Annotated in this window: 11 protein-coding genes; 2 read left to right on the forward strand and 9 right to left on the reverse strand. The window is 62.5% G+C overall.

Annotation, left to right across the window (positions count from 1 at the left end; genetic code table 11):
- Positions 1–4 precede the first annotated feature (4 nt).
- The 5 genes from E8F20_RS17910 to msbA all read right to left on the reverse strand — a co-directional run bounded on the left by E8F20_RS17910 (position 5) and on the right by msbA (position 7065).
- Entirely contained in the window at positions 5–1285 is a 1281-nt protein-coding gene (locus tag E8F20_RS17910) for an acyl-CoA dehydrogenase family protein (protein WP_280284924.1), read from the reverse strand.
- A gap of 105 nt (positions 1286–1390) precedes the next feature.
- Positions 1391–2812 (reverse strand): bifunctional D-glycero-beta-D-manno-heptose-7-phosphate kinase/D-glycero-beta-D-manno-heptose 1-phosphate adenylyltransferase HldE, encoded by a 1422-nt coding sequence (gene hldE / locus E8F20_RS17915; protein ID WP_280284925.1) that lies wholly within the window; start codon positions 2810–2812, stop codon positions 1391–1393.
- A gap of 45 nt (positions 2813–2857) precedes the next feature.
- A complete protein-coding gene (locus E8F20_RS17920) occupies positions 2858–4294 on the reverse strand; it encodes a PIG-L family deacetylase (RefSeq protein WP_280284926.1) in 1437 nt (478 codons plus the stop codon).
- Between the two features lie 4 nt (positions 4295–4298).
- Positions 4299–5195, reverse strand: a complete 897-nt coding sequence (locus E8F20_RS17925) for a GNAT family N-acetyltransferase (protein WP_280284927.1) — start codon at positions 5193–5195, stop codon at positions 4299–4301.
- A 61-nt stretch (positions 5196–5256) separates the two neighbouring features.
- On the reverse strand, positions 5257–7065 hold the full coding sequence (gene msbA, locus E8F20_RS17930) for a lipid A export permease/ATP-binding protein MsbA (RefSeq protein WP_280284928.1): 1809 nt from the start codon (positions 7063–7065) through the stop codon (positions 5257–5259).
- A gap of 112 nt (positions 7066–7177) precedes the next feature.
- Between msbA and E8F20_RS17935 the strand changes: the two genes are divergently transcribed.
- Entirely contained in the window at positions 7178–8365 is a 1188-nt protein-coding gene (locus E8F20_RS17935; RefSeq protein ID WP_280284929.1) for an O-antigen ligase family protein, read from the forward strand.
- Positions 8362–9018 (forward strand): polymerase, encoded by a 657-nt coding sequence (locus E8F20_RS17940; RefSeq protein ID WP_280284930.1) that lies wholly within the window; start codon positions 8362–8364, stop codon positions 9016–9018. The genes E8F20_RS17935 and E8F20_RS17940 overlap by 4 nt, the downstream gene beginning before the upstream one ends.
- Here the strand turns inward: E8F20_RS17940 and E8F20_RS17945 are convergent.
- From E8F20_RS17945 to E8F20_RS17960, 4 genes are read right to left on the reverse strand one after another with little or no spacing between them, the layout of a single operon-like run.
- A complete protein-coding gene (locus E8F20_RS17945) occupies positions 9015–9884 on the reverse strand; it encodes a glycosyltransferase (RefSeq protein WP_280284931.1) in 870 nt (289 codons plus the stop codon). The two genes, E8F20_RS17940 and E8F20_RS17945, sit on opposite strands and share 4 nt — an antisense overlap.
- Entirely contained in the window at positions 9877–11019 is a 1143-nt protein-coding gene (locus tag E8F20_RS17950) for a glycosyltransferase (RefSeq protein WP_280284932.1), read from the reverse strand. The genes E8F20_RS17945 and E8F20_RS17950 overlap by 8 nt, the downstream gene beginning before the upstream one ends.
- Positions 11016–11939 carry a glycosyltransferase family 2 protein gene (locus E8F20_RS17955; protein WP_280284933.1) on the reverse strand — a complete coding sequence of 308 codons (924 nt, stop codon included), beginning with the start codon at positions 11937–11939 and terminating at the stop codon, positions 11016–11018. Before E8F20_RS17955 ends, E8F20_RS17950 begins: the two co-directional genes overlap by 4 nt.
- Positions 11923–13680 carry a carbamoyltransferase gene (locus E8F20_RS17960; protein ID WP_280284934.1) on the reverse strand — a complete coding sequence of 586 codons (1758 nt, stop codon included), beginning with the start codon at positions 13678–13680 and terminating at the stop codon, positions 11923–11925. The genes E8F20_RS17955 and E8F20_RS17960 overlap by 17 nt, the downstream gene beginning before the upstream one ends.
- Positions 13681–13682 lie beyond the last annotated feature (2 nt).

Consider the following 13682-nt stretch of genomic DNA (forward strand, 5'->3'; position numbering starts at 1 on the left):
ATCCTCACAGGTGCAGGCCGCCACTCATCAAGGCAACGGCGCGCAGGTCGCGGTACCAGCGCTCGGCCGGGTGCTCCTGGGTGAAACCATGGCCACCGAGCAATTGCACGACGTCGGTGCCGATCTTCATGGCCTTTTCGGCGCAGAGCAGCCGTGCCAGATAGGCCTCGCGCTGGAACGCCTCCCCCCGGTCGGCCAGGGCGCAGGCACGCCAGACCATCAGGCGCATGGCCTCCAGTTCGATGGCGATGTCCGCGACCATGAACGCCACGCCCTGGCGGTGGCTGATGGGCTCGCCAAAGGCCGTCCGCTCATTGCAGTAGTCAATCACATAGTCCAGGGCGGCCTGGGCGGTCCCCAGGGCCAGGGCGCACCAGGCCAGGTGGCCGAGATCGAGAAATCGCCGGTAGTCGAAATCGATTGCAGCCAGCCTATTCCCGGCCGGAACCTTCACTCCCTTCAGGCGGACTCTCGCCGTACCACAGGCCTTGAGGCCCATGGCCGGTTCCGGGCGCAGCTCCAGCCCCTTGCTGCCGGTCTCGACTAAAAAAAGCGCCACGCCGCGGCCCGTTTCAGCGGCAACGATCAGGCGACTGGCATCCAGCCCGTCGAGCACCAGGCACTTCTCTCCACTGAGCACATAGTGTTTCCCCCTGTTCCGCGCGCGGGTGGCCAGCTTGTGAGGATCGAACAGCACCGCGGGCTCACTTACCGCGATGGCCACGCGTGGCGCTGACTGTTCTCCGATGAAGGCCGGCAGCCAGGCGGCTTGCTGTTCAGGCGATGCCCAGCGACGGATACAGTTGGCCGCCGAAAGCGGCGCCAGGATCGCGGCGGCCAGACTCAGATCGCCCCTGCTCAAGGCTTCGGCCATCAACGCGTTGGTAAGGACAGTGCGCTCTCCGGCCAGGCCGCCCAGGCTCTCGCCCACTCCGTAGTGGGCCAGTCCGAGCGCGCGGGCCTGGTTGAGCAGGTCGGCCGGCACCGTGCCGCGCGAGTCTGCGCCGTGAGCGGCTGGGCGCAAGGTTTCCAGGGCAAAGGCTTCCAGCATCTCTACCAGCATCCGCTGCTCGTCGGACAAGGAGAGGTCGAACAATTCACCCGAACTGGCCAGGCGTGGGGCCTTGCGTGCATGCCGCGCGGCGAGCATGAAGCCGGCGCGGGTACCGCCGTAGAGAAGCTTCTCGAATGCCTTGCGCAGCTTGAGACGATCAGGCCAATGGGCCTGGGCCACACGATTGAGCAAGGCCAGGGCACGGCCCTGTGCGTTGGGGGACATCGGCATCGCACTCCATGCAGGATGAGGATGCCGGGATGATGGGTGGCATCGACCCGGACGCCTATGACCGGGCCGACACCAACGACTGGCAATGCTGCCAGTGGGGAAGGACTACTTGCTGCGGATTTTTTCGACGATCGCCGTAGTGGAGCTGTTCTCCACCAGGCCAAGCACCCTTACTTCACCGCCGTAAGCGCGGACGATATCGGCGCCGACCACTTGGTCAATGCCATAGTCGCCGCCCTTGACCAGCACATCGGGCTTGACCTGGCTCAGTAGCCGCTCGGGGGTATCTTCGGGGAAGCTCACGACCCAATCCACCGCACCGAGACCGGCCAGAACGGCCATGCGGCGCTCGACGCTGTTGATCGGACGGCCCGGCCCTTTGAGGCGACTGACCGAAGCGTCATCGTTGACCGCCAGTACCAGGCGATCGCCTTGGGCGCGGGCCTGTTCCAGGTAGGTCACATGGCCGGCGTGAAGAATGTCGAAGCAGCCGTTGGTGAAGACGATCGTCTCACCATGGGCGCGGGCATCCTCGATGGCCAGCAGCAGTTGATCCAGACTCAGCACACCGCGCTCGGAACCCTGCTCGCGCTGCACGGCGCGACGCAGTTCCGGCGCGCTGATAGCTGCCGTACCCAGCTTGCCGACAACAATACCGGCGGCAAGGTTGGCCAGGGCTACGGCCTGAGGCAGCTCTTCACCAGCGGACAGCGCAGCAGCCAGGGTGGAAATCACCGTGTCGCCGGCGCCCGTGACATCGAACACTTCGCGGGCGCGGGCCGGCAGGTGCAGCGGAGAGTGGTCGGGGCGCAGCAAAGTCATGCCATGCTCGCCACGCGTGACCAGCAGGGCGCCCAGGTCCAACTCATGCATCAGCGCTGCCCCTTTGGCAACCAGTTCGGCCTCATCGGCGCAGCGACCGACGATGGCTTCGAACTCGTTGAGGTTCGGGGTGATCAGGCTGGCGCCGCGATAGATGCTGAAGTCCTTGCCTTTGGGGTCGGCCAGCACCGGCACACCGCGACGACGAGCAGCCTGTATCAGCACCTGGTGATTCTTCAGCGCGCCCTTGCCGTAGTCCGACAGCACCAGCACCTTGGCTTCGGGCAGCAGGCGCTCGACTTCCGCGGCCAGGGCCTCGGCGTCGGTCTGGAAGGCTTCTTCGAAGTCCATGCGCAGCAACTGCTGGTGACGGCTCATGACCCGCAGCTTGACGATGGTCGGCTGCTGGTTGAGACGCTGGAAGTGCACATCGACGCCAGCGGCGTTGAGGCTGTCGGTAAGGCTGTCGGCTGCTTCGTCGACGCCAGTAATACCCACCAGCATGGCCGGAGCACCCAGGGCGGCGATGTTCAGCGCAACGTTGGCGGCGCCGCCGGGACGGTCCTCGATCTGATCCACCTTGACCACGGGCACCGGTGCCTCGGGCGAAATGCGCGAAGTGCCGCCATGCCAGTAACGGTCAAGCATGACGTCGCCCACCACCAGAACGGGGGCCTGATCGAATCGGGGCATGGACAGCTTCATGGGGTCTCCGGACGTCAAAAACGGCGCGGATCATACCATAGCAGCTCAGTTGCCCCGAGGCTCTCGATCGGACGTCGGGCGCACCCAGAATAGCTCGTGGCGGCGCACTGCCTTGCGGAAGAAATCGTCTTGGCCGACCTCGGGCCAGCGTCGGCCCGCCAGCAGCCACTGGATGACACGACGCAAGCGCTTTTTGAACGGCAGGGGCGCCTGCAAATCGTGCTGCATGGCCAGCGCCTGGGCCTTGTCCATTCGCGTAGAAGCCCCGAGCCGGGGACTCCATAACCCATCGGCCGGCAACGGCTCCTGCCGTGGCGGCAGGCTGACGCCGCTGCCCGCGGGCCCCATGGGCCAGCGGTCGTTGTCGTAGAGATGGTTGGCGTACAAGAGCTGAACACTGGGTTGCCAGCCGCTGCACTCGACCGCCTCGGCCAGGGCACGGCTGGCCTGAATGTGGTCGGGGTGCGGGTCCAACTCTGGATGCGGCAGGACCACTACCTCGGGACGGAATCGCTTGAGCAGGGCGGCCAGATCGCCTACCAGGTTGTTCCAGGTCGGCACACCGTCCAGATCGCCTGGCAGTCCCAGGGGATTGAAGCGTCGCACGCTGCGGATATCCGCTTCGCCGGACTCCCGAGACGCGAAAGGCTTGTTCGGCTCGGCTGCCATGGCCGCCAGCTGCATGCAGTAGTACCCCAATTGCACACAGCGACTGGCCGGTACGCCACCCCAGAGCGGCACCGCCAGGCTACTCCAGCTGCGCAGACGCCCTTTCAAACGCGCCGCTGCAGCCTTGTCGAGCCCCAGCCTGCGGTAGTTCTGCGCCTCGATTTCACCCTGGGTAAGGGTCACGATACTGACCTCGGCGCAGCGACTGTAAAGGCCGAAGGCCGCCAATTCGGCATCGTCGGCGTGGGGCGCGATGATCATCACGCGCCGCGAGGCGTAGTCCGGATTGTCGAAGGCATGCAACCTGACCTCAGGACCCAGGCGACAGAATCGCCCCTGCAGGCGCAAACGTCCCTCGCGCAGGGCTGGCAACAGGCCGGACAGATTGAGATAGCGAAGGCCCCGCGCACCACGTTCGAAGTCCTGACGATCCACGGACTGGCCGTCCTGAATCAGGACGTGGGGATCCAGCCAGCGCCCCAGCCAGGTGCTGCGAAGTTCGACAGCAAGGATCAGCGTGTCGGCGCTGGCTGGCAGTCGGCCAGGGTCCAGCTGCAGTTCGCGCTTGTGGATAACGCCTTCGACGCCAGCTGAAAAGCCCGGAAAATCGTAGCGATAGTCTTCCCGCGGTGAATAGAAGAGATGGTCGGCGAACCAGGCCTCATGGGCGATCCAGGCCAGGACCAACAGCACCGGGAGGCTGTTCCAGTTGCCGAACCAATCGAGCGCCGCCAGGACCAGCAGGGCTGCGACCATGAAGAGACGCTTGCCGCGGCGATGCCGACGCAGCAGTTGCTGTTTGCGTGTTTCCATTCACTTACACCCGAAATGCGGCAACCCTGTCGCACCAACGATCCTTGTATTCGCGGTCGGCTCGACCGAACGAGTAGCGGAGCATCTTGCCCCTGGCCCGGGCATCCTCCCAGGCGGCCTGGGTATTGATGAAGCTGAGAACGCTACCTGGACTGAGATGGTGCGCACGAGGATCAACGCCGCCGTTGATGTACTCGTAACTGATCCAGTCTGGCGACTCGGCCCTGTACAGCACCTGAACGGCAACCGGTGCGCCATCGAGCAGCAGCAACGAGCCACTGAGGTACTCATGCAACAGCCTGAAGACCTCAGCGAGATTACCTTTGCCCGGGACTTCGAAACCCCAGCGTCGTTCGAACAGCTCGGTATAGATCGCGGCCAGCTCTGCAGGCGCGAAGCCCGCCACTGGCCTCACTTCGCCACCCGCCTCCTCGAAAAGGCGCAGCTCGCGGCGCTGGTTGTAGCGGAACTTCTTCGACCAGGCTTCGGGGGCGCGAGCCATGGCCAACTGCGTTTTCTGCGGACGCAGGCTGCGGAAACCGGACAGATTGAGTTCGGAGAGATAGGCGCCTTCGTGACGAAGCGCGATTCCCGCACCTGGTGCGACCGGCAGTATGACCTCGGCGTTACCCAAGTCGAACAGGTTGCGCATTCCCTTGCGCTTCAGCACCTGCCGGGAAAGCGCCAGACTCCGCCCCCAGGTAGGAATGGCAGCCTGGAGCTCGCCACCTTCACGGTACCCGAGGTAACGCACGGGAATGACCGCCAGCGCGGACAAGCGCTCAACGACCTGCGGGTGAGTGATGACGCTGCCGCCGAAACGCTCCCAGACGCTACGGTAGGAACCGGCATCGACCGACTCCCATCCATGCTCCCGGTACAGTCTGAATCTATTGAGCAAAACCTTGCCTTGCCGAGTGAAGACCCGGCCCTTCCTTGATTAGCGATGGAGTCGATGCCGCTCAGCCCGCCTCCGACTGAGCCTCGTCTGCGAACTGGTTGGCATGCAGCCGGGCGTAGTAACCGTTCATCGCCAGCAACTCAGCATGGGTGCCGCGCTCGACGATTCGCCCCTGATCCATGACCAGAATCAGGTCCGCCTTCTCGATGGTCGAAAGACGATGGGCGATGACCAGGGTGGTGCGGCCATCCATCACACGATCCAACGCCGCCTGGATATGCCGTTCTGACTCGGTATCGAGGGCCGACGTGGCTTCGTCGAGCACCAGCACTGGGGCATTCTTCAACAACGCCCGGGCAATGGCCAGCCGCTGGCGCTGCCCGCCGGACAACAGCACACCGTTCTCGCCCACCTCGGTATCGAAGCCCTGCGGCAGCCTGTCGACGAACTCCTTGGCATAGGCCGCTTCGGCCGCACGCTCGACATCCTCGCGCGGCGCGCCGGCGAGATCGCCGTAAGCGATGTTGTTGGCTACCGAGTCGTTGAACAGCGTCACCTGCTGGGTCACCAGGGCGATGTGGCGACGCAGGTTGCGCAGGCGATAGTCCTCGATGTCGACGCCATCCAGCAGGATTTGTCCGTGTTCATGGTGGTAGAAACGCGGGATCAGGTTGGCCAGGGTGGACTTGCCACTACCGGAGCGCCCCACCAAGGCGACCATCTGGCCCGGTTCGGCCTCGAAGCTGATGTCCTGCAGCACGGGCTTTTCGGTTCCGGGGTACTGGAAGCTGAGATTGCGCACTTCCAGGCGGCCACCGACATGATCACGCTCGACGGTGCCATGATCCACCTCGGACTCCTCGTCCAGTTGCTCGAAGATGCTTTCCGCACCGGCGACGCCACGCTGCACAGTGGAGCTGACTTCGGAGAGCTGGCGGATAGGCTTCGGCAACAGACCAGCAGCCGTGATGTAGGCCACCAGATCACCCGCGCTGGCATCGCCGCGCAGAAAAAGCACGAGGAACATCAGGGCGGCCATGGCGGTGTAGATCACCAGTTGCAGCATCGGGGTATAGACGGCCGAGGTCTTGGTCATCCGCAGTTGCTTGCGGGTGTTGTCCTCGCTGGCAGCCCTGAAGCGGCCGGACTCGTAAGGCTCACCGCCAAAGCTGCGCACCACCCGATAGCCCTGGATGGTTTCGGAGGCCACATGGGTGACATCGCCCATGGCCACCTGGATCTTCTTGCTCTGCTTGCGGAATTTCTTGCTGGCGCTGCTCACCATCAGGGCGATCAGGGGCAGGATGGCGACCATCACCAAGGTCAGTTTCCAGTTCATCCACAACAGATAGCCAAACAGGAAAACCACGGTCAGGCCTTCACGGATGACAACCTTGATCGCATCGGTGGCAGCACCGGTGACCATGGTCACGTTGAAGGTGATGCGCGAGATCAGGTGCCCGGAGTTGTGGTTGTCGAAATAGCGATTCGGCAGGGCCAGCAAACTATTGAACAGCGCCAGACGCAGATCATGAACGAGACCCAGGGAGACCTTGGCCAGGAAGTAGTTGCCCAGGTACGACCCCAATCCCTGCCAGGCGGCGATCAGGATGATCAGCAGCGGTACCGCTTGAAGCAGCTTAAGGTCCTGCAGGTAGGGAACATTGGGGAACAGGACGGCATCGGGATTACTCAAGCCATCCACGAAGTACTTGAGGATGCCGGCCAGCATCGGCTGGGTGGAGGCGAAGATGATGTAGCCGATGATGCTGACCAGGAACATCCCGATGTAAGGGCGGACGTAACCCAGCAGGCGGAGATAGATCTTGAGGCTGGAGGGTCGGGCGGATTCGGGGTGCTGATCGGACATGCGTTCACGCGTCGACGTTGTCGAAAGGTTGCAAAGCTTATCACAGAGGAGCCGGCCCCTCCCCGTGGGTGCTAAAATGCCGGCCTTTTGCAACGTCCTACCGGTTCGTACAGTGCATCCCATCCCCCTCCTGTCCTGGTTAGTAGCACCTTCCATTTCCCACTTCGTCGTGCGCCGCTGGCTGGTCCTGGGATACCTGGCACTGCTGACTGGGCTGTTCTGGCTATCCAATGGCAGCCTCTACACCAAGGTTTTCTATGCCTTGGTTGCGTTCCCTGCACTGCTGGCGTTGATACAAAATCCGCGCAGGCTCGGTGTGTTGGTTCGCGAGCCACTGTTGCTAGCCTTCCTCGCCTTTTCCGCCTGGCTTCTGATCAGCCTGACCTGGTCCGGAACGGACAACGATCCCGAAGGGCTGGCCAAACGTCCGCTTTACGTATTCATGCTCTTTGCCAGCAGTGCATTGATTATCCTCGAGGACCGGGAACTCTTCCTGAGGGTGTTTAGAGCAGGCGCGGTGCTCGCTACGGTGGCAGCGCTCGTCAATCTGCTCCTCTATTTCATGGAGCCGCCGCCGGACTGGCGCCTGGTAGGTGCAGGAGCGCTTCGCAATCCCCTGCTGACCTCGCACGTGTTCGGCATGTTCTGCGCCTACTGGATCGCGGTGTGGCTGGCCCGGGATGTGCGCCAGGACTGGCTCCCGATCCTCTTCTGCCTGCCAATACTTGCCGCCCTGATGGCAACCGGTTCCCGCACGCCACTAATGGCACTGGGCCTGATGAGTATCTGGATGCTGATCATGGTGCCGCGCCGGGCGGCTTATCTGGTTGCCGCCGGCATCGTTATCGTCGGCGCCAGTTTCCTCGCGTTTCCAGAATTGCTGCTGCAGCGCGGTGTTTCGTTCCGACCACAACTCTGGACTGACGCACTTCACCAAGTGGGGCAGCACCTTTGGATTGGCACCGGCTATGACAGCAGCTTTACCTTCCAGGCGGAGGGGCTCGGCACCACCATGCGCGACCCGCACAATGTCGAACTCGCGGTGATGCTGGAGCTGGGCCTGGTAGGGTTGCTGCTCTGGTTGCTGATGTACGGCTTCGGCCTCTGGCGCTGTTTCAGCCAACGCAAACAACCTGGCTTCCAGATTGCTTCAGCCATGCTCATTTACGGGATCGGCGCTGGCCTGACCGAAGGCAGCAGTTTCCTCTCACGCCCCAATGAAAGCTGGTTCCTGATCTGGATCCCACTTTCGTTGGTGGCCGCCCTATCCATCAGCCAACGCGCACTGGATAAACGATGAAGATCCTGAGCGAGGCCCAACTCGATTCCCTGCTGATTGGAGCCCAGACCATCGAAGAGGACGGTCTGGGCTTGAAAGTGGCGCGCCTCTCGAATGGCGATTTCCTGAAGCTCTACAGGCGCAAACGCCTGCTTTCGTCCGCCCTCTGGTCCCCGCCTGCGCGTCGTTTCGCCCGCAATGCAGAGCGCTTGCGGCAACTCGGCATCGCCGCACCGGTGATCGAAGAGTTGATGCTGATTCCCAGCCGAAAACTCAACGCTGTGCAGTATTGCCCCTTGCCGGGGGACACCCTGAGAAACCGCTGGAGAAGGCTCGACGATTCGACAAGGGAAAGCGACGTGGAGCAGTTCGGCACCTTTCTCGGCCAGCTCCACCAACTGGGTATCTACTTCCGCTCGCTGCACCTGGGCAATGTGCTGAAGCTTCCGGACGGTGGGCTTGGCCTGATCGACCTGTCGGATATGAAAATCGAGAACCGTCCGCTGGCGCCCTGGAAGCGCCGCCGCAACCTTCAACACATCCTGCGCTACCAGGAAGACAGCAACTGGCTGCTGCAACTGCACCGCACAGCCTGGATCAGGGGCTATTCCAGCAGCTGCGGGAAGACTGCGGCCGCACGCTTCAGCCGCGACCTTTCCCGCATCCAGCCCTAGCCAAGCATCAACCGCGCCAGGGCTCTGAAGGTTTTGCCGTTCCAGTAGCGCAACGGGAGCTGGCGGAGCAGGTCGCGAGCCAGCGCCTTGTCGTCGCGCGCACACTTGAGCAGCATCGAGTTGATGAAACGCGCGCAGACTTCCGGGTAGGCAGGATGATCTGCGAACCTGGCGTAGGTCTGCATGACCGTCTCGATCATGAATCGCCGGTTCTTGTACGTGTTGGCACCATGCATACGGTACTTGGCCAGCACGTCCGGCAGTACATCGATGAAGTAGCCCGCGCGCGTGATGTTCAATTCCACGAGCAGATCCTCCAGACGAATGCTTGGGTCGAACCCACCCACGGCCTCAAGCGCCTCACGCCGGAACAGCAAGGTGGGCGCCGGCGCCCCCTCCTTGGACGACGTGAAGACATCGTCGAAATCCAGGCGACGGAACGGCCGCGCGCGGTCGCGCTTGGCGAGCGCGTGTCCCTGCCCGTCGATGTGTTCGATGTTGCCCGCGCAGATCCCAACCTCAGGCTTGCCGTCCATGTACGCGACCTGAATGGCAAGGCGCTCGGGAAGCATGATGTCGTCGGAACCGAAAGGCGCAATCAGGCTACCCCTTGAACGGGCGATGGTTTCGTTCAGCGTGCGCGACAGCCCCTTGTTCTCCTGCGCGACGAAATCGAAGCCATGGACTTCTTGCAGTCGAAGGATACGCGCGACGCTGTCGTCACGAGAGCCATCATCCACCACCAGCAACTCCACACGCGGATAGGTTTGGGCGAGAACGCTCTCGATGCTGGCCTCGATGTAATCAGCGTGGTTGTAGGAGGAAATGATCACGCTGACCAGTGGCAGATCCTTCGAATCACTCATTGCGTGTTCCTTCCAGCAGTTCCACCAACAACTCGCGGTACTGGCGGCGGAAATCCTCGATCGAATGGGCGCGGCAGAGGTACTCGTAGGCACGCGCGCCTTCCGCTGCGCGTGCTTCAGCGGACAGCCCCAGCACTTCGCGCAAGTGTCCGGCCAGGACGACGTGCTGGCCAACGGGAAAAATACGGCCGCCACAATCCTCGAGGATTGGCTTGAGACTGGGAATATCCGAGCCAATCACCGGTAGATGGCCGCTCATTCCTTCCAGCAGAGCCAGGGGCAACCCTTCACTCAGGGAAGGCATGACAAAGGCGTCGAAGGCACGCACGTACTGCAGTGCGTCGTCCCTGGCGCCCAACAACAGTGCCCGGTCCTGCAGGCCAAACTCGACAATCGCAGCTTCAAGTTCAGGGCGAGCCCGACCGTCGCCGATGATCGCCAGCAAGGTATTGGGATACTCACTCTTGATCTCGGCAAAAGCCCGCAGCAGGTGGATATGCCCCTTTACCGGCACCAGGCGGCCAATAGCGCCGAATACGAAGTCATCCGGCGGCAGCCCCAGCATCTCGCGCGCCTTGTCGCGGGAATGTTGCAAACCTTCTGCACGAGCGATATCGATAGCGTTGTTGATCTGCCGGGTATTGACCGTGGTGAACCCCGCACCAGCACCGATCAGATAATCGCGCACCGCGCGGGACACGCCCACCAGACGCCAGGCAGGTGTCAGTAGTTGGCGAGCTACCCAGCAACGGAAGGGGCGGTCGTACTCGCCGAAACCATGAGCAACGCCGATGCAAGCGCGAATCCGTAGCCAGCGGTTGAGCAGCATCAGCATGTTCACCGGTTTGAAACGGTGGGTGATCACCGCGTCATAACCCTCTGCACGGCAGTGCCGATACAAAGCCCAGAGCGCACGCAGACGTAGACCGCTGACCGCCGACTTGCTGTAGCCAAAATAGATCGAACGCTCAGCCTTGCTCACCGGCTCGCCGGGACCGGGACGACCACGAAGGAAGGCGGTGGTGACTTCGTAACGGTCGGTCGGCAGAGCCTGAATGATCTGCTCGGCAAGGTCCGATGCATTGACGTTGTAATAGTTCTGCAATTGCAGAACCTTGATGCGGCGTTGGCTCATACCGGGTTCTTCTTGGGCTTCAGCCAAAGACGCAGGGCCTTGCGGCTGTACGACAACTTGAAAATCACCCGCCAGTCCGTTCGCACTGCCTCGCGATAGTACTCGCGGGCGCTTTCCTGATCGCCCGCAAGCAGGCAGGTGCGGAACAGCGACAGGCAGCGTTGAGCACGATAGGCGGGCTTGATCGAATGCAGGCTGGCCGGCAGCTTCGCAAAGACTTCATCCACCAGCGCAAGACCCACTTTGCGAGCTGCTTCGGCATTGTGGCGCAGGCTGCCGGGGTGCTTGTGGATACGCGCGAGCATCAGGTCGAGGACTTCTACCTGACGCTGGGTCAGGCAGTAGGCGAACACCGGGATGTCCTCGCTGTGTCGCAAGTGTTCAGGATAAGGCCGCTCCAGCAGCAGCTCGCGAAGGAACACACAGGCGCCATGGCTGAGGGCGATCTTCTTATCCAGCAGGTAATCCTTCAGGCGCTGCAAAGCGTCGCCGGGAACGCTACTGGCAGGATGTCCGCGTTCGCGGCCATCGGGCTGGACTGCGACATGGCCGGCCAGCCAGAGGCCGACGTCGGGCTGCTGGCGTAGCCGCTCGCAGAGGTCAGGCAGCACATCGGGCGCCAGCTCGTCATCGGCGTCCAGCAACAGGACGTAGTTGCCCTGGGCCAGCTGCACGCCGTTGTTGCGTGCGGCTGAGGGACCGGCATTGGTCTGGCGAACGCCCTGGAAGGCCGCACCGTAGCGCTGGCTCAGGGCGGTGAAGACTGCCGGGGTGTCATCGGTGGAGCCGTCGTCCACTACCCAGAGTTCGACCTCCGGGGTGGCTTGGGACAGCACCGATTCCACGGCACGCGGGAGCACGCCCGCGTAGTTGTAGGTAGGGATGATGACGCTAAGCAGCGGCTTAGCCGACATTGTCATACCAGTCCTTGCCTTCCTTGACGACGAGGATGTCTTCCATGATCAGGTACTGCAGGTCCGAGCCGTAGAACATGTTCAGCGCATCGGTGGGCGAGCAGATCATCGGCTCGCCGCGACGGTTGAGCGAGGTATTCAGGGACACGCCGTTTCCGGTAAGGACTTCCAGTTCCTTCATCAGGTCATACCAGCGGGGATTGTGGCGACGCTCCAGGACCTGGGCACGGGACGTGCCGTCCTCATGCACCACTTCGGCCACGCGGGTCTTCCACTCTTCATTGACTTCGAAGGTGAAGGTCATGAAGGGCGATGGGTGATCGACCTTGAGCATCTGCGGCGCAACGGTGTCCAGCATCGACGGGCAGAAGGGGCGCCAGCGTTCGCGGAACTTGATCTGCTCGTTGATGCGGTCGGCCACGCCGACCGCACTCGGGCAACCGATGATGGAACGGCCGCCGAGGGCGCGCGGGCCGAACTCCATGCGGCCCTGGAACCAGGCTACCGGGTTGCCGTCGACCATGATCTTCGCGATGCGCTGCGGCGTGTTCTCGATGCGCTTGAACACCGGTTTTTGCGGATGCCTGGCACAGGCGGCAATGACGTCTTCGTTGCTGAACGCCGGGCCGAGGTAAACGTGTTCCATCTTCTCGACCGGTACGCCGCGCTTGACCGAGACGTAGGCAGCGGCGCCCACCGAGGTACCGGCATCGCCGGACGCGGGCTGGACGAACAACTCCTTCACTTCCGGACGGGCGATGATCTTCTGGTTCAGTTTGACGTTCAGCGCGCAACCGCCGGCGAATGCGATCTTGCCGGTCTGGCGGATGATGTCGCCAAGGTAGTAATCCATCATCTCCAGCGCCAGCTTCTCGAACAGTGCCTGCATGCTGGCGGCGTAGTGGATATAGGGGTCGTCAGCAATGTCGCCCTGGCGTTTCGGGCCCAGCCACTCGATCAGTTTGGGCGAGAAGTAGAAACCCTTGCCGTTTTCCTTGTAGCGGCGGAAGCCGATGACGTTGGCGTAGTCGGTGTTGATGATCAGTTCGCCGTTCTCGAACTTGGCCAGACGCGAGAAGTCGTACTTGGCGGCGTCACCGTAGGGCGCCATGCCCATGACCTTGAACTCGCCATCAAGCATCTCGAAACCGAGGTACTCGGTGATTGCGCCGTAGAGGCCACCGAGGGAGTCCGGATCGTAGAACTCCTTGATCTTGTGGATCTTGCCGTTCTCGCCCCAACCGAAGAAGGTCGTGGCGTACTCGCCCTTGCCGTCGATGCCGAGGATCGCGGTCTTTTCCTTGAAACCTGAGCAGTGGTAGGCGCTGGACGCGTGGGCCAGGTGGTGCTCCACCGGCTCGATCTTCACCTTCTTGGCATCGAAACCCAGTTGCTCCAGGCACCAGACGATCTTCTTGCGATAGCGCTTGTAGCGACGGTTGCCCATGAGGATGGCGTCCAGCGCACGATCCGGGGCATACCAGTAGCGCTTGGCGTAGTGCCAGCGGGCCTTGCCGAACAGGCTGATGGGCGCGAAGGGAATGGCCACGACGTCGACGTCGGAAGGCTTGATACCGGCCTGTTCCAGGCAGAACTTGGCCGACTCGTAGGGCATGCGATTCTTCGCGTGCTTGTCGCGCACGAAGCGCTCTTCTTCGGCGGCCGCGATCAGCTTGCCGTCGATATAGAGCGCGGCGGAGGGATCATGGCTGAGGGCGCCGGAAAGGCCGAGAATCGTCAATGCCACGG

The sequence above is a fragment of the Pseudomonas sp. BN415 genome (genome assembly GCF_029871195.1).
Taxonomy (GTDB): domain Bacteria; phylum Pseudomonadota; class Gammaproteobacteria; order Pseudomonadales; family Pseudomonadaceae; genus Metapseudomonas; species Metapseudomonas resinovorans.